The organism is Tunturibacter gelidoferens (genome assembly GCF_040358255.1).
In the GTDB taxonomy this organism is placed as follows: domain Bacteria; phylum Acidobacteriota; class Terriglobia; order Terriglobales; family Acidobacteriaceae; genus Edaphobacter; species Edaphobacter gelidiferens.
The window spans coordinates 4,578,865-4,594,583 of record NZ_CP132938.1 but is presented as its reverse complement, the minus strand read 5'-3'; the positions used below and the strand labels follow the sequence as shown (position 1 = coordinate 4,594,583).

The window sequence follows — 15,719 nt, the reverse complement described above, 5'->3', positions numbered from 1 at the left end:
ATGCCGTCATTCGGCGTTGAGTACGGTCTCAAAGAGCAAAATGCAGACCGTGGTAAAGATGATGTCGTAGCCGAGGAGTTGCTTGATCCAGGTGTTGATCTGGATTGGGTCCAGGTCTGCGGTTAGGACGCCAGTGGTGGCCTCGACCATTGCCAGGAGGGCGGGGAGAGAGATTGGCAGGAGGAGGAGCGGGAGGAGTAGTTCACGGTTGCGGGCGCGAAGTCCAAGGGCAGCGAAGAAGGTGCCGTTGACTACAAGCGCCCAGGTTCCCAGCGGCAGGATGAGAGCGAGGAGCCAGACGTTGCCGAGGGCGTGAAGGTTGAAAAATACGATGAAGATAGGGGCTAGGACCGCCTCAACCAGGAGAACGAAGAGCATGTTGGCGAGCGCTTTGCCTAGGAAGAGGGCGGAGGCTGGGGAGGGGGCCATGCGCTGGGCTTCGAGGACGTTGTTGCGCTGCTCCCGGGTCCAGGACTGGTTGAGGGCAGTGATGGAGGCGAAGAGGAGGGCTACCCAGAGGATGCCGCCGGAGATCTGGCGGGCCATGGTGGGGTAGCTGGTGGGGTCGAAGGCCAGGCCGAAGACTACGACCACCAGGAGGGAGAAGAAGAGCATCCCGTTGATGGAGTCGCGGGAGCGCCACTCAAGGCGTAGGTCTTTGCGGAGGTGGTCGAGGACGTGCTGGAGATACTTCATGCCGGCGCGTGGCCTTTGGTGAGGTCGGCGAGGGTTGCGTTGGCGGCGCGGAGGTAGTCGGCGGGAGCGAGGAGGAGCTGGAGGCCTCGCTGGCCGGCGGAGACGGAGATCTGGTCGAAGAGTTCGATGGTCTCTTCGGCGAAGGCAGGGAAGGGCTTTTTGGCTCCCATGACCGTGACTCCGCCACGGATGTAGCCGGTGAGCGGCTCGACCTCCTTGAGGGAGGCCAGTTCGGCTTTTTTTGCTCCGGCGGCGTGGGCTAGTTTTTTGAGGTCGAGTTCGGCGTCGCCTGGGATGACCGCGAAGACGTGGTCCATCCCTGCTGGGCCGCCGGCGCTTGTGTTGGTGTGGACGAGGAGGGTTTTGAAGACCTGCTCGGGGGGGAGGCCTATCTTGCGGGCCACGGAGATGGCGGTGAGGTCGTCGGGATCGACCTCGTAGGGGCGGAGTTCGTAGGGGATGCCGAGGGTGTCGAGGAGGCGGGCGGCGTTGGTCTTGGCTGGGGCGGGCGTCTTCACCCAGCGGCCTCGGCTGGGGAGTCCATGATGTGGTGGTTCGTCTGCTGCGAGCTTACGATCTGGCCGTTGCGCATGGTGAGGATGCGGTCGGCGATGGGTTCGGCCAGGGCGGACTGGTGCGTGGTGAGGAGGATGGTGCGGGCACCGGCTACGCCGTTGACTGGTGCTACGGGCCAGGTTCGGAAGTCGGCAAGGAGTTCGACCATGTGGCGGGCGGAGGCGGCATCGAGGTTGGAGAAGGGCTCGTCGAGGAGGAGTATCTCGGGGTCGGTCTGGAGGACGCGGGCGAGCGAGGTGCGCTGGCGCATGCCCTGGGAGTATTGGCCTACGGGGCGGTTGAGCTTGGGGTCGAGGCCTACGGCGCGGAGGGCCATCTCTGGGTTGCCGACGCAGGCGCAGCCTCCGTCGCGATGAAGAGACGAGAAGTAGTTCAGGTTCTCGATGGCGGTGAGCTCGTCGTAGAGCATGGGTGAGTGGCTCATGTAGGCGATGCGGCGGCGTTGCTGGTGGGGATGGTCGGAGAAGACGGTGACGCGCCCGCGCGTGGGTGTGATGAGGCCGGCGATGATGCGGAGGAGGGTGGATTTTCCGGCTCCGTTTTCGCCGAGGATGACGGTGCAGGAGCCGGTGCAGAAGCTGGTGGTTACGTTGCGGAGTGCGGCGAAGGTGCCGTAGATCTTCGAGACGGAGTCGAGCGAGATGCAGTTGCTGGCGGCTGCGGATGGAGTCGGACTGCTGCGGGTTGTCTCGGCCGTCTGCGTCATATTTTTTGTGCGCGGCGGGTTAGCGAGTTGCAGGAAGCGTTGCGGCGGCGGTTGTGGCCGGGGTTGCAGAGGCTGGCGCCGGGGCGTACTTGGAGGCGCATTTGGCCTGGAGCTGGGTGGCGTGGAAGACGCCGTCGTGGCCGTAGGTGCCGACGGCGAGCGCCTGCGCGTCGTCCTTGAAGGTGTCGGGCGGCGGCTCGGAGCCCTGATAGACGACCGAGAGTTTGCGGCCCTGTTCGAGGAGGTCGAAGGTGGCGCTGGTGCCTACGCGGTGGATGCTTCCGGGGGCGACGTTGCCGGCTACGCGGAGGTGGCGGACGTAGGCTTTGTTCCCCATGCCCTGGAGCTCGCCGATGGTGACGTAGTAGCTCTTATTGTCGCGGCCGCCGGTGAACGAGAGATAGGCTATGGTGGCCACGATGATCAGTGTGGCGACGATGAATTTGATCGGACTCTTCCGGGGTGCATTTGCCATGTTCTTCGCCTTTCAGTCTACGTTCACGGGTTCGATTTGGGTAGTCAGCTGATAGGGGGTAGCCCCCCTCCCCCCCTGGGGGTATCTTGGGCGTAAGTTTATTGGAATGAATAAGTTACAGGGGGTTTGTGTCTGTAAAATATTCCATTCAAAGGGCTTGCGTGCAAAATACTTGTTTTGTTGCAGTTGCGCTCCTTATTGAATAAATGGTGCGGGAGTCTATTCGATTCCTGCTCGCTACTTCTATTTTAGACGATTGGCGGGGGGTAATACGCCACGACAAAAGCCGCTCTGGACACGGGTTTTAGCGACTTTGGGGGTTGACAAGAATTTTGATGTGGCATGCTTCGTTGGACTTTGCGAGATTTTGACGGATGTGCCGGTTTGAGTCAACCAACGCTGAGGCATTTTCACTTTTCCCGGTGTCTAACCTCGTATGGCTTTTAGAATGTGGGCTGTGCGCTTGGTCCGCTTTGCAGGTTGGGTGGTTGTGTCTCTGGTGCTGCTCGCTTTTCTGGCAGTGCAGATTCAGCTGATAATATCGCGCTGGCGAGCCGAGCGGCTGTCCGCAGATATGCACCAGATTCGCCTCTATCAGAGCACGTGGGCCGATGCCCAACGCCTTATGAATCGCTGGGGAGCGTGGGGCCACTACGACGGCAGTTGCACGGCTGCAAGTTGCCAATACGCAATCGGCATGGGCACCATCAGATATCAAAACCCCCATGCCCCCCGTCGCGCTTGGGTAGAATGGTTTTCCGCGCACGATCGACTCAATCTCTACCAATGGCTCGGCGGGCGCGACGCGGCATTCTATGCTTCCTTCACAGTCCATGACGGGACCATCTGGAGAACGGGCAGCGGGATCTCCGTTGACGTCCCCACCAGGAGGATCCGAAGGGATAACGATTGGCCCTGGAGTCTCTCTATCAGTGCTGCGAGTCGCCAGCGACTTCATCGGACAATAGAAGACCCGTTCAGTTCCAGTTATCTGGGCTCTGAGGATGAACTCGCCATACACCCGTACTACAAAGTGTGGAGGCCGAGTGGTTGCGAGATTCTCTGCCAAATGGTGGTTGCCTACTATTCCACCCATACGCCACCGGCCGAGATCGAGCGTCTGACGTCATACAACTTCTCCTGCTTTACTCAGTTGATCGCGTGTGCACACATTGAAGATCTATTGCCTGCATCCAAAGAGTGGCACCTCTACGACGAATACCAATCCAGCCCCACTGTGCCGATACCACCTCCAAGACCCGAATCCAGCTATGCAAAGATGCCAATCCCTCCCCCTTGCAGCAACATTCCCGTATGGGCGCATGCGCGGGACGTCCGCTATACTTTAGCCGTCGAAGTCCTCCCGACGACTGCAGATGATCAGAAGTACGATCCCGGAATGGCAAAAGTGCGAGTCGTCACCTCTCTCAAAGAGCCTGCTCCCTGGCTGCCCGGCGCTATCGTAAGGACGTACCACTACGGCAACGGATCCATCCCGCCTGAGAAAGACGGAGAACTGGTTTCTGGAAAACGGTTCATCGTGTTTCCCGTTGGGAATGACGAAAGGCACGATATCGTAACAAAAGACTCACCAATCAAACTCGAACGATGCGGTGTGCTCGAAGACACTCCCGAAATACGGCGCGAGCTTGAGAAGGGTTTGCGCAGAACGACACGCTGAAGCCTTAGTCCCAAGTGAAAACAAGCAACTGCAAAGACGAAATGCGGGGTCTTGACGGATACCGCAGCATGCATCGGTTCGCTGCAACTGAGAGATGTGGCCGCAATCCACTGCGCCGTGCGATAAGACTGCACGGCTCCGGTCGAGATGACGATCAGTAAAGTTTCTGGACAGGTTGAAGCGCGATCTGGGCAGGCGGCTGGCCTCTTTGCCGGAGGTGGATGAGGCGGCCCTTTCGCATGTTGGGAGTGAAAAGTAGAGTTAATGTATGGAAATCGCTGGAGGAGTTACAGGGAAGAGTGATCGAGGTCGGATGGCATACAGCCTGCGTCCGCATCGAGTGGGAGACATGGGGTGGATTGTCTATCGAGAAGGTCTCGGATATGCGGAGCAGTACGGATGGGATGAGACGTTTGAGGCGTTGGTGGCGCGGATCGTGAGTGAGTTCCTCATGAACTTCGACGCTGAGCGAGAGCGCTGCTGGATTGCTGAGGTGGATGGCAAGAGTGTGGGACATGTGTTTCTGGTGAAGCATCCGACGGAAGCCGAGACGGCGAAGCTGCGATTGCTGTTTGTTGAGCCAAGTGCGCGAGGCATGGGGTTGGGAGATGCACTGGTGAGTGAGTGCGTTCGTTTTGCGCGGGGTGCGGGATATAAGAGAGTGGTTTTGTGGACGCAGAGCATACTTACCGGCGCGCATCGAATCTATGAGAGAGCTGGGTTCAGACTGGTGAAAGAGGAGCCGCACCACAGCTTTGGGAAAGATCTCGTAGGACAGACCTGGGAGCTCGATTTGATTTGAGGGGGATTGAGACGAACGAAGCGGAGATCTTTTGGGATCTCCGCTTCGCTTGGGTTTAGAGGCTGGTGGTGGCTGCGGTTTTGGTTTCGGCGGCGGTGGTGTTGACGCTGTCGGAGATGGTGGAGAGGAGCTCGTCGGCGTTCTTCTCTTCGTCGAGGATGCTGTCGAGGAGGTCGGCTGCGTCGTCGTCGCCGAGAAGTTCGGCCCAGGTGCGGAGGGTGCCGTAGACGGCGATCTCGTGATGTTCGACCTGCTGGGCGGAGGCGATGAGGGTGATGTCGCGAATGCTGGGGTCGGCTGCGTCCTTGATGTTGTCTTCGGCTTCGGTGACGAGGGCAGAGATGGCTTTGCATGTGGAGGTGTCGGCGTTGCCGTTGGTGGCGTCGCGAAGGATACTTTCCACTTTGGCTACATGGCCCTGGGTTTCGGTGAGGTGGTTGCGGAAGGCGCTGGCCAGCTGCGGATCGGTGGACTTCTCGATCATGGTGGGTAGGGCTTTGGTGATCTTCTGCTCCATGTCGAGGGCCTTTTTGAGGTTTGCAATGTAAAGGGTGCGGAGGTCTTCGATGTTTTCTGAGAATAGTTTCATGGGTGATGCTCCTTTTTTGGAAAGATCGCGAGATGTCTCGCTGGCGCGCGAAGGCGTCTTGTGGTGTTGCGTGATAATGTGTGGGTGAGAGCGGCGAACGTTCATGCCGGGGTGCTCACGGTCGTTCTGCGTTCTGCTGGGTAGGATGCGAGGTTTTGGAGAGGGTTGGCTGTGGAATTCGGCTTATTCCTGCTGGGCGGGGAGGTGATGGAGGCGGAGCGCGGCGCAAATTATGGAGTGGTCAGTTTCTATTAGACCGTGATTGGGGCAGAGTCGATCGGCCACATGTTGGGTGTCCCGACCATTCGTACATTTGCAACAACGAGCCCATCAGAGATTCACTTTGCAACAGTTTCGAGAGGAATCGCTTCGAAATACTTTGGCACAATCACCTTTGTTTTCGGAGAAGCAGCCACAATCTCCTGTACGAAGGATTGTAGGGCCTCTAGAGCAGGCTGCTGCGAGGCGCTATACGGCGCCAAAAAGTTGTCCCAATGAGTCGGGAGAACTATGGCTGGATAATGGAGGTCGCGCATAAGGCGGCCGCTATAGTCGTAGATCTCCTTTCGAGAAACACCGGCTCCAATCAACGCGACGTCCGGCTCCAGTTCGGCTATTTCGCGTTCGATGTAGTTCATCCCGCCAAACGCGAGAATCTGATGACCGTGGAAACGGATCAGGTAGGCGAGAGTGCCTCCCTCTGGGTGAATCTGTTCCAAGGTCAACGGTGCTTTCATTCCAGCCGGGGCAGTCGCGGAACTAAAGTAGCGCTTGTGGTCCAGAGGGCTATGAATACTGGGAATGACTTTGAGGGAAAAAGAGCCGAATTGGTAGTCTTCTCCGCCACGTACAGTGATCAGCTTTTCTTCAGGCACGCCGTAGGCCCGCATGACATTTTCGGTGCTCTCGGTGCCGATTACTGCGGCGCCAGTTTTGAGGGCGATGTGGGGAACATCCAGAACGTGGTCGTAATGAGTGTGAGTGACGAGGACGAAGTCTGCTCGTTGAATGTGCGAATCGATGGTTGCTATGTCCGGCGTTGCGACGTCGTCCCACCGAAACGCCCGGCGGACATCTCCTGGCATGGGGTGACCTCCGGGTGGTGGAGGTCCGTTGATTCTCGACAGATATGGATCGATCAGAATCGTTATGGTTCCGTCGCTGATCTCCCATCCTGCCGTTCCCAGATATTTCAGGACGACTTGGTTGTTCTTTTCCGCGGTCGGTTGATTCTGAGTCGCCAGAGTTGTGAGCACAGTTACCGTGAATACAAAGCAAACGAGCCAGGATTTCATCATGGAAATACACCTCCCAGCCGAACTTGCTGCGCAGTCTACTTGAGCAGAGCAACGAGGTGCAAAAAAGGCACTATCGTTACGGGTCCCTAAACTAATTGCGGCGGCAACGGCCTGAAAACGGTTCCACAGAGTTGAAGATGGATCGTGGCTAGTCGGAAGCGGAAGCGCTGCAAACTTTGCGGGAAGCGTCAGCGGAGATGCGTGCATCGTATACTTACTCGATAACACGGCAAGACGGGCAGGGGAGACATGAGCGAAAACGGGAACAGCGCAGCGGCAAACGGCAATGGCAGTGGGGCGCACTCGCACGGCAACGACTACAAGGTGCCGACTGGGCGGGCGGAGTGGATTGTGAAGCGCAAGGCCGAGGCTGCGCGGACTGGCGATACCAATATGAGCCAGATGCACTTTGCGCGAAAGGGCTTGATTACCGAAGAGATGGCTTATGTCGCGCAGCGGGAGAAGATTGCGGCGGAGCTGGTGCGGAGCGAGGTGGCAAAGGGAACGATGATCATCCCGGCGAATATCAACCACGTGGAGCTGGAGCCGATGGCGATTGGAGTGGAATCGCTGTGCAAGATCAATGCGAATATCGGGAACTCGGCGCTGGTGTCGAATGTGGATGAGGAGCTGCGGAAGCTGCATACGGCGGTGCACTTTGGCGCAGATACGGTGATGGATCTGTCGACGGGTGGGGATATACCGATGATTCGGGAGCAGATTCTGCGGCACTCGCCGGTGCCGATTGGGACGGTGCCTTTGTATGAGGCGTTGTCGCGGGTAAAGCGGGTGGAGGATCTGAACATCGATCTTTACCTTGAGGTGATTGAGGAGCAGGCGCAGCAGGGAGTCGACTACTTTACGATTCACGCTGGGGTGCTGATTGAGTATGTGCCGCTGGTGGCGAAGCGGATTACGGGGATTGTGAGTCGCGGGGGCGCGATTCTGGCGCAATGGATGACTTCGAAGCATAAGCAGAACTTTTTGTATGAGAATTTTGACCGGATCACGAAGGTGATGGCGAAGTATGACGTGAGCTACTCGCTGGGGGATGGGCTGCGGCCTGGATGTCTGGCGGATGCGAGCGATGAGGCTCAGTTTGCGGAGTTGAAGACGCTGGGCGAGTTGACTCGGCAGGCGTGGAAGAGCGATGTGCAGGTGATGATCGAGGGGCCGGGACATATTCCGATGGACCAGATCAAGCTGCAGGTGGATAAAGAGGTCGAGCTTTGCGATGGGGCTCCGTTCTATGTGCTGGGGCCGCTGGTGACCGATATCGCGCCGGGGTATGACCACATTACGTCTGCGATTGGCGCGGCGATGATTGGGTGGCATGGTGCGGCGATGCTCTGCTATGTGACTCCGAAGGAGCACCTGGGGCTGCCGAATGAGAAGGATGTGAAGGACGGGATTATCGCTTACAAGATTGCTGCGCATGCGGCGGATGTGGCAAGACATCGGCCGGGGGCGAGGGATAGGGATGATGCGATCTCGCATGCGCGGTATACGTTCGATTGGGATAAGCAGTTTGCGCTGTCGCTTGATCCGGAGACGGCGCGGGGGATGCACGATGAGACGCTGCCGGATGACTACTACAAGGAAGCGGCGTTCTGCAGCATGTGCGGGCCGAAGTTCTGCAGCATGAACTGGTCGAGCAAGGTGGATGAGTTCAATGCGAAGGAGCATGGGCTGCACAAGCAGGACCTGACGCAGATTGTGACTGAGCAGATGGCTTTGCGGGGGTAGTCTTTCGGGTTGCCGGGAGGGTTCGAACGGTATGGGTAGGTGGAAGGTGTCGGGATCCTTCACTCCGTTCAGGATGACTGCAAAGGCAACTGCGAAAGACAAAAGCTAAATACGGGGATCCTTCGCTTCGCTCAGGATGACGGCTTAGGTGGGAAAAGCTGCTTCGTCGGGATGGCAGTGGGCCTATAAAGAAAGGCCGCGGCCCTGGTTTGGGAGGCGGCCTTTATCTTTTTGGGGAGGAGTTTGGTTTAGGTTGGCTCGTAGCGGTGGCTGCGAGTTTGTTGCGTCGGGGGCGAATCGGACTGGGCTGCGGGGCGGCACGGGGTAGCTCAGAGCTGGGTTCGAAGGACGGCTCGAATTGGTCAGCGCTGAAGTTGAAGGCCATGCCCGCGATGCGGTGAAGGATGCGGGTTGGTGTGGGCTGGCAACAACTTACTCCGTGGGGCGGCAGCACAGGGGTGAATCTAGAGAATATCTTTCTCCTGTTTGTCAGATCGCATGGCAAGAAGTGCAGGAGCAATAATCATTGCGAGAAATACCAAAGCTAAAACGAGATCATGGACCATTGGGGAGTCTCCTTTGGGCGGCTTTGACCGTCTTGAGAGTAATCATGCTGCAGGTGACTAAGTGGGGATATCCCACTTCGGCAATGAAAGATACATCTTTTGGGGGATGGTCTTCTTTTTCTTTGGCGCTGCTGTCCTGCCGGACGGGCCTCCTGCGCGGAGGGCGGTCACTTCGTGACGCGTGTACTCCTTCGGGTGGTCCTCCCGTTGGTCGGAATCTAAAGTCAGCCAGCTTTCTGGTGGTGGCTGACTGTGGTGTTGAGGATGGTGGTTTGTGGTGGGTTGATGGTTATTTGGCGGCCTCCTTGTTTGCGTTTTCCAAGATGGTGGCGGAGCGGTTGAGGGCTGCGGTCAGGGCGGCTAACTGGGATTGTGCTCGGGGGGCGTCGGGGGCGTCGATGCCCTCGTTCACTCCGGGGATTACGACGGCGGCGTAGCCGGTGAATTCGCCTGGGGCGTAGATGGTGTGTTTGTACCAGGAGCGCTTGGGCAGGCCCTCCGGGTTGAGGAGAGCGCCTTCGGCGTTGCGCAGGGACTGGTTGAGGGTGGTGGGGTTCGCCGGTGGTGTGGACTGGGTGGCGCGGATGGCGGTGCCGGCGGCGGCGAAGCGATTGGCTGCGGCGAGGGCGGGGGCAAAGTCGAGGGTGAAGTTTTTGGTGGTGGCTTGTTTTTGCGCGGCTTCGAGGTAACCGACGATCTCTTTGCCATAGAGCTGATAGTCGTAGGGTAGGACGTCGGCGTCGGCCATGTGGAGGATTTCGAGGCCGAAGACGCGGGCCTGCTGCTGCTCGTAGACGAAGGTGGGGTCGGCGAATTTGGTGAACCAGTTGTAGTTGTCGAAGACGGAGTGGTAGACGCCGTAGGGACCTTCGGAGCCGATGTCGGTGGAGGGAACGCCGAGGTGCTGGATGAAGGGGGTGTAGTCGGAGCCGGAGCCGAGGGTGCCGATGTGGACGTCGGAGTCGGTCGCTTCGGTGGGGCGGCGGGTGCGACGGGTAGGAGGGGGTGCGGCCTGGTCGGCCTTCCACTGGTCGTAGACTGTGCCGCCTTTGGGGCTGGCGACCTCTTTCGTGACTTCGCGGACGAACTGCTTGAGGGAGGGTACGGCGGCGGCATCGAAGTTGGGGCCGGCGACGCCTACGTCGGTGTTGAAGTAGGCGACGGCGTGGGCGAGGACTTTTTCGTGCTGTTCTGCCCACTCGGTGGAGCCGATGAGACCCTCTTCTTCTGCGTCCCAGCTGCAGATGACGATGGTGCGCTGGGGCTTCCAGCCTTGTTTGAGGAGGTCGCCGAGGCCGTGGACGGTTTCGAGCATGGCGGCGGTGCCGGAGTTGGGGTCGACCGCGCCGTAGACCCAGGCGTCACGGTGGTTGCCGGCTACGACCCAGTCGTCGGAGTTATCGGTGCCGGGGATCCTGCCTTCTACGTCCCAGATGGTGCGGAGGGCGATGTCCTGCTCGAGGTGCATGTGGACGGTGATTTTTGGAGAGGTGCCGTGGGTTCCGCCTGCTCCGAGGTGGTAGGTGAAGGGGAGTGCGCCTTGCCAGTCGCGGGGGGATTCGGCTCCGCCGAGGGCTTTGAGGATGGGGCCGGCGTCGTGGTAGGAGAGGGGATTGGTGGGGATGCTGGGTTGATTGTTTTCGAGCTTGTCGACGGGGATGCGCTTGGAGTCGGGGAGATCGAGCGTGGAGGCAACGCCTGGCGTTGTGGGATCGCCGGGGTAGATGGGGAGGAACTGGATGGAGCCGCGTTGGACGCCGGTTTCGGGGCGGTAGGGTCCGCGGGGGTACATGTCGCCGCGGAAGAAGCCGTCGTCGGCGGGGTCGGAGTAGATGAGGACACCGACGGCTCCGTACTGCTGGGCGATGTAGGTCTTGATGCCGCGGAAGTTTTCGCCGTAGCGGACGAGGACGATCTTGCCTTTGACGCTGACGCCTAGTTTGGTGAGCTGCTGGAAGTCGGCGAGGGTGCCGTAGTTGGCGTAGATGACCTCGGCGGTGACGTCGCCGGAGGGAGAGGAGCCGTTGAAGGCGGGGAGGATGCGAGGGTCGTCCTGAAAGGGGTCGCCACCGAATTTGTTGGGATCTACATGTTCGGGGGTGGGGCCGGACATTATTTTTTTGCCGTCGGCATCGAAGGCTTCTATGGCGATTTTGACGGGCTTGTTGAGGAGGACTTTGTAGGGGACGATCTGGGTTTCGAGGCCGGCGGCTTTGAACTTGTCGGCGACGTAGACGGCAGTGGCGTAGTCCTCTGGCGAACTGGCCCAGTGGGGAGCGGAGGTGAGGGTTTTGAGGTGCTGGCCGGCGAGTGCAGCGTCGGGAACTGCCATGAAGGATTTGTCCCACTTTGCCTGTTGCGAGAAGTCGCGATAACCGAAGACCTGGGGGGTAGGGGACTGGGCGAGCGTGAGGGCAGCGAGAGGAAGCAGGCAGGCTACGGTGCGGAGACGGGTCAAGTCGTGGGCCTCGGTGTGGTTTGTGGACTATGAGGTAGGGTATCGCAAAAGAGTTGCGGGCTGGGGTGGCATCTGTCTGGGTTTGAGATGCTTAACGAAGTTTAAAATTAACGCGAGGAGTGCGACGACACTTGCACTGCTTTTCGCATCAGAGCGGAGATGTGGTCCTGCGGTTGGGACTGACGAACAAGAGCTGAAGAATGACATTCAAGGGAACACTTGGCAGAGGGTCTTTGCGGCCGATACGACTAAGCTAACTCTCTGACCATGGTAAACTTGCGGAAAGTCTAGACTCCGAGGTGTTCGTGGTTAACCAGGATTCGTGGCGAAGCCGTCTGTACTCCTCGTATGTAACGAGCGGGCAGGCAAAAGCTGATCCTTCACAAAACCAGTCGATGTTTGCGGATCGAAGGCGATATATCGAGCCGGTCATTCGTCGCCACTTTGCGGTTGATAAAGACACGCCGATACTTGACCTGGGGTGCGGGCACGGGGCGTTTGTTCACGTTCTGCGACTGAACGGGTTTACTTCGGTCACGGGGGTCGATGTTTCGGGAGAGCAGGTGGCTCTTGCCCACAAGCTTGGAATCGACGGCATATCCCAGGGCGAGCTTCTGGACTCTCTGCAAGGCACGGAGAGCGGGTCGGTGGGAGTCGTTCTGCTTTGGGATATTGTGGAGCACCTAACGCGAGACGAAGCGTTCGTGGTTCTCGACGAGGTCTTTCGGGTGCTTCGTCCGGGGGGCAAATGTCTTATCCATGTTCCGAATGCGGAGGGCATCTTCGGAATGCGGGTTCGTTACGGCGACCTTACCCATGAGCAGAGCTTCACTCCTACCTCTGCGAACCAACTATTGACGACGATCGGATTCTGGAAGGTTGCGGCTTATGAGGATAAGCCGGTTCCGCATGGATTCATGAGTCTGGGGCGACGTGTGGTGTGGGAGGCTGGAACTTTTCCGTATCGGTTGTTGCTTGCCGCTGAGACGAGCGACACGCGGTTTGTTCTCTCTCAGAACATGCTTGTAGTGGCGCATAAACGCTAGTTTGTTTGGCTAATCGTTCCTTCGCCACCCGCGGTTGGGCGGGCTGATCTTTAGGATGATCTTTTCTTAGGGGGTTCTCTTCAGTTGAAGGAGGACCCCTTTTTTGTTGCGGTTATTGGGCTTGATTTTGGAGTTACAGCAATGAGTTGTTGACGACGCGGAAGGGCCCACGACGGATTGTGGGCCGCTCTCGCGATGTCGTTTGTCGAGGAGAGTTATACGGGCTGGGTGCAGAACTTGCAGCGAGTGGCGGCAATGGGAATGTCGCCAAGGCACTGCGGGCAGGCTTTGGTGGCTGGCGGTTCAACTACTGCGGGGTGAAATTTCTTGAGGAGATATTGGGTGGGAATGACGAGGAAGAAGTAGACGACGGCGGCGAGGATCAGGAAGTTAATGACGGCAGTGAGGAAGTCGCCGTAACGGACTTCGCCGCCGTTGACGTGTCCGACCAGATATCCGAAGTTGGGCTTCCCTACGATGGCTCCGATAAGCGGACCAATCACTTTTTCAGTGAGGGAGGTAACGATGGCCGTGAATGCTGCTCCGATGATGACGGCGACAGCAAGATCAATGACATTGCCACGCAGGACGAAATCGCGGAATCCTTTGAACATGAGGTCAGTCTCCTAAAAGTTGATCGTGCCTGGAACCGTTTGATCGCTGCTCGTTCCGGTGCGGCGAGTATAACCTAGTGGGTTTTTAGAGGATGGAGTGGGTGTTGATCGGTGAACAGGGCGGGAATTCGCTACGCGGTTCGTTATTGCGAAGAGGCGATCCAGCGCGCGTAGGGGTAGAGGAGAAAGAAGAGGATCATGCAGAGGGCCATGAGGTCCATGTAGATGCAGAGGATGACGCCGGCGTGGTAGAAGCTCCAGCGGCGTTGTATGCAGCGGACGGTGTCGGCGGTGCCGGCGATGGCAAAAAGGACGGGAAGGATGAGGAATGGGGTGGCGCGGTTGTGGGGGAAGTCGGAGAGGAGTAGAGCGGCTGCGAGACTGAAGAGAACGAGGAGACTGCCGCGTAGAAGAGAGTGGGCACGCGGATTGAAGATGGGATGTCTCACGCCAATGTGTCTACAGATAAGGATACGGGTGTAGACGGTTTGGCGCCATTTTGTGGGAGCGAGTCTTGTGGAGGCACAGAGAGTTACGGGGGCGGCATTTTTGACCGCGGCAAATCGATTGTGGGGCTACTTCTATGGTGAGGGTGCCGCGGGCGTTTCCGTGGCAGCGGAGGCGGGGAGTGGGGGCAGGTCTTTGACGGCACCTATGGGGACTTCGAGAGACCCGATGCGGTTGGTGACGAGATCGTGAATGCCGATGCGGAGGTAGAAGTCGCCTTTGAGCGGGACGCTGATCTCCTGGCGGTACGGAAGACCTGAGTGCAGGATTTGTTTATAGAGATCGGGTGAGAAGTTCGCTCGGACGGGGTCGCTTTCCATGTTGAGGAGGCTGCCGTTTCGATCGTAGACATAGGTGAGGAATTGAAGCTCGGCGTGGTAGTTGCCGTCGGAGGCTTGCTCGGTGTGGATGGAGTAGGGGTCGGCTGCGATGTCGATGGCGTAGCGGCGGTAGGGACCTTTCATGTCCGAGGATGGATTGAGGGTGTTGCCTTTGGCTACGTCTGTTTCTCGAGCTTTGCTGGTGGGGAGAACGCGAACCTTGAGGGTGATCTGGGTGGAGTCGGGGGCGCCGTGCATCATGGCGACGTGCATGGGATCCACTGGTGGGGCTGCGGTGGCTGAGGCTTTGCCAGATCTGTGATGGGGTTGTAGTGAGATGTCGGGGTCATCGGCGAAGTAGCCGCGACGGTAGGCGAGGTTTAGACCGGATTGCTGAAGTTTGACCTGGATTTTTCGGAAGTTTCCATTCCATTTGGAGTCGGTAGGGGAGTAGGTGAGCGTGTAGTAGTGGGAGCCGGCGGCTGTGGCTTTGTTTATCGCGTCAACGAGGTCGTTGGTGTTGATGAAGGCGTGGCCTCCACTGTCGTCGGCCATTCTGAGCATCGTCAGGTTTTCGGCGCCGGCTGTCAGGTGATACTTAACCTCGTCGGCGTTGAAGCGTTTGGCGTCGTCGAGGTAGATGGAGGTGGACTGAGAGATGTCCATGTTGGGGGATGTCATGGCTCCGCGGGCGTCGATGGGATAGACGGCGACCTGTGCGCGGGTGAGGAGGTTTGTCGTCTCGCGATACTCCGCCTCGGAGCTGGCGACTACCGTGAATGGATCGTTGATGGAGCCATCGGGGAGGACGTCGAGTGGAAAAGAGCCCGAGAACCAGATCAGATTTTTTCGGCCCGGGATGCCGGAGAGGAAACGAGCGAGCTGATTGATGGCATCGAGGGTGTATTTGGCTCGGAGTTGGGACTGGAAGGAGTTTTGTTGCGCGTCGAACTGTTTGAGGTCTGCTATGACTTGTTGCATGAAAGCCGTCGACCCGGGTTGTGCAGTAACTCCACTTGTGGCGACTGTCTCGCTCATCTGATCGGCGGATTGGGTGGTGTTGCCTCCGGTGACGCGCTCAATAAGAGGGGAGTGGGCTAAGTTCTTGTTGTCGATGGCGGCTTTGAGAAGTTCCGGATCTGAAGTGAAACTCTGCAGAAAGAGGAGCTTGGTGGTGAGGCCAAAGATTGCTGTGGGGACGCCAGGTTTGGCAGTTTTTATGTATTTGCGAAATTGATCGTGGAGGTAGATCTGGTCGGTGACGGGCGTGTTGAGAGTGTCGACGAGAAGCACGTTGACCGCGTCGCTGGGAGCGGGAGAGTAGTTGGAGAAGATGCCGGGGGAGTTCACTGGCATGGGTTTCGTTGCGGCGGTGCCGGATGGGTCGCCATGTTCTTCGAAGGACTTTATCTGCTGAGGCTGGCCGCTCTCCAGCAGGGTGAAGTCGCTGGCTTTGAGATTGCGGACCGGGTTCTGGCTCTTGTCTGTGACGACTACGTCTACGACGACCAGCTGCGTGTGGGCGCGGAGCGTGGCGACGGACTGCGTGGGCTGCGGCGCTTGTGAAGTAGTTTGTGCGAGGCTGGCAGTGAGGGGAAGGAGAAACAGGAGGGGAAGCTTGCTCAGCATGGGGTCTCCG

At 58.5% G+C, this 15,719-nt stretch carries 14 protein-coding genes; 4 read left to right on the top strand and 10 right to left on the bottom strand.

The genetic code is table 11. The features are described from left to right. Positions 1-6 precede the first annotated feature (6 nt). Genes RBB81_RS19815 through RBB81_RS19800 form a run of 4 tightly spaced genes read right to left on the bottom strand, consistent with a single transcriptional unit; the run spans position 7 to position 2,453 of the window. Positions 7-696 carry a heme exporter protein CcmB gene (locus RBB81_RS19815; RefSeq protein ID WP_179584897.1) on the bottom strand — a complete coding sequence of 230 codons (690 nt, stop codon included), beginning with the start codon at positions 694-696 and terminating at the stop codon, positions 7-9. Next, positions 693-1,214 (bottom strand): Cys-tRNA(Pro) deacylase, encoded by a 522-nt coding sequence (ybaK, locus tag RBB81_RS19810; protein ID WP_353071829.1) that lies wholly within the window; start codon positions 1,212-1,214, stop codon positions 693-695. Before ybaK ends, RBB81_RS19815 begins: the two co-directional genes overlap by 4 nt. Next, complete coding sequence (locus tag RBB81_RS19805) at positions 1,211-1,978, bottom strand: ABC transporter ATP-binding protein (RefSeq protein WP_179584893.1); 768 nt, start codon at positions 1,976-1,978, stop codon at positions 1,211-1,213. The genes ybaK and RBB81_RS19805 overlap by 4 nt, the downstream gene beginning before the upstream one ends. A gap of 19 nt (positions 1,979-1,997) precedes the next feature. Further along, a complete protein-coding gene (locus tag RBB81_RS19800; protein WP_183787718.1) occupies positions 1,998-2,453 on the bottom strand; it encodes a cytochrome c maturation protein CcmE in 456 nt (151 codons plus the stop codon). A 1,069-nt stretch (positions 2,454-3,522) separates the two neighbouring features. On the opposite strand from RBB81_RS19800, the gene RBB81_RS19795 reads away from it, so the two are divergent. Both RBB81_RS19795 and RBB81_RS19790 read left to right on the top strand, forming a co-directional pair. Further along, positions 3,523-4,134, top strand: a complete 612-nt coding sequence (locus RBB81_RS19795; RefSeq protein ID WP_353071828.1) for a hypothetical protein — start codon at positions 3,523-3,525, stop codon at positions 4,132-4,134. A gap of 313 nt (positions 4,135-4,447) precedes the next feature. After that, entirely contained in the window at positions 4,448-4,936 is a 489-nt protein-coding gene (locus tag RBB81_RS19790) for a GNAT family N-acetyltransferase (protein WP_257025698.1), read from the top strand. A gap of 55 nt (positions 4,937-4,991) precedes the next feature. Here RBB81_RS19790 and RBB81_RS19785 read toward each other — a convergent pair whose 3' ends face one another. Then, positions 4,992-5,525 carry a ferritin-like domain-containing protein gene (locus tag RBB81_RS19785; RefSeq protein ID WP_183787720.1) on the bottom strand — a complete coding sequence of 178 codons (534 nt, stop codon included), beginning with the start codon at positions 5,523-5,525 and terminating at the stop codon, positions 4,992-4,994. A 338-nt stretch (positions 5,526-5,863) separates the two neighbouring features. Then, the gene (locus RBB81_RS19780) at positions 5,864-6,823 is read right to left on the bottom strand and encodes an MBL fold metallo-hydrolase (protein ID WP_353071827.1); all 960 of its coding nucleotides are present in this window, start codon (positions 6,821-6,823) and stop codon (positions 5,864-5,866) included. A gap of 393 nt (positions 6,824-7,216) precedes the next feature. Here RBB81_RS19780 and thiC point away from each other — a divergent pair, with 393 nt between their 5' ends. Beyond that, complete coding sequence (gene thiC / locus RBB81_RS19775; RefSeq protein ID WP_423248092.1) at positions 7,217-8,569, top strand: phosphomethylpyrimidine synthase ThiC; 1,353 nt, start codon at positions 7,217-7,219, stop codon at positions 8,567-8,569. 855 nt (positions 8,570-9,424) lie between these two features. On the opposite strand, the gene RBB81_RS19770 is transcribed toward thiC, so the two are convergent. After that, positions 9,425-11,593, bottom strand: a complete 2,169-nt coding sequence (locus tag RBB81_RS19770; protein WP_353071825.1) for a M28 family metallopeptidase — start codon at positions 11,591-11,593, stop codon at positions 9,425-9,427. Positions 11,594-11,898: 305 nt separating this feature from the next. Between RBB81_RS19770 and RBB81_RS19765 the strand changes: the two genes are divergently transcribed. Further along, on the top strand, positions 11,899-12,639 hold the full coding sequence (locus RBB81_RS19765) for a methyltransferase domain-containing protein (protein WP_179584879.1): 741 nt from the start codon (positions 11,899-11,901) through the stop codon (positions 12,637-12,639). Between the two features lie 215 nt (positions 12,640-12,854). On the opposite strand, the gene mscL is transcribed toward RBB81_RS19765, so the two are convergent. The 3 genes from mscL to RBB81_RS19750 all read right to left on the bottom strand — a co-directional run bounded on the left by mscL (position 12,855) and on the right by RBB81_RS19750 (position 15,709). Next, on the bottom strand, positions 12,855-13,253 hold the full coding sequence (mscL, locus tag RBB81_RS19760; protein ID WP_179584877.1) for a large conductance mechanosensitive channel protein MscL: 399 nt from the start codon (positions 13,251-13,253) through the stop codon (positions 12,855-12,857). Between the two features lie 143 nt (positions 13,254-13,396). Further along, entirely contained in the window at positions 13,397-13,702 is a 306-nt protein-coding gene (locus RBB81_RS19755; protein WP_179584875.1) for a permease, read from the bottom strand. Between the two features lie 132 nt (positions 13,703-13,834). Continuing rightward, entirely contained in the window at positions 13,835-15,709 is a 1,875-nt protein-coding gene (locus RBB81_RS19750) for a VWA domain-containing protein (protein WP_353071824.1), read from the bottom strand. Positions 15,710-15,719: the final 10 nt, after the last annotated feature.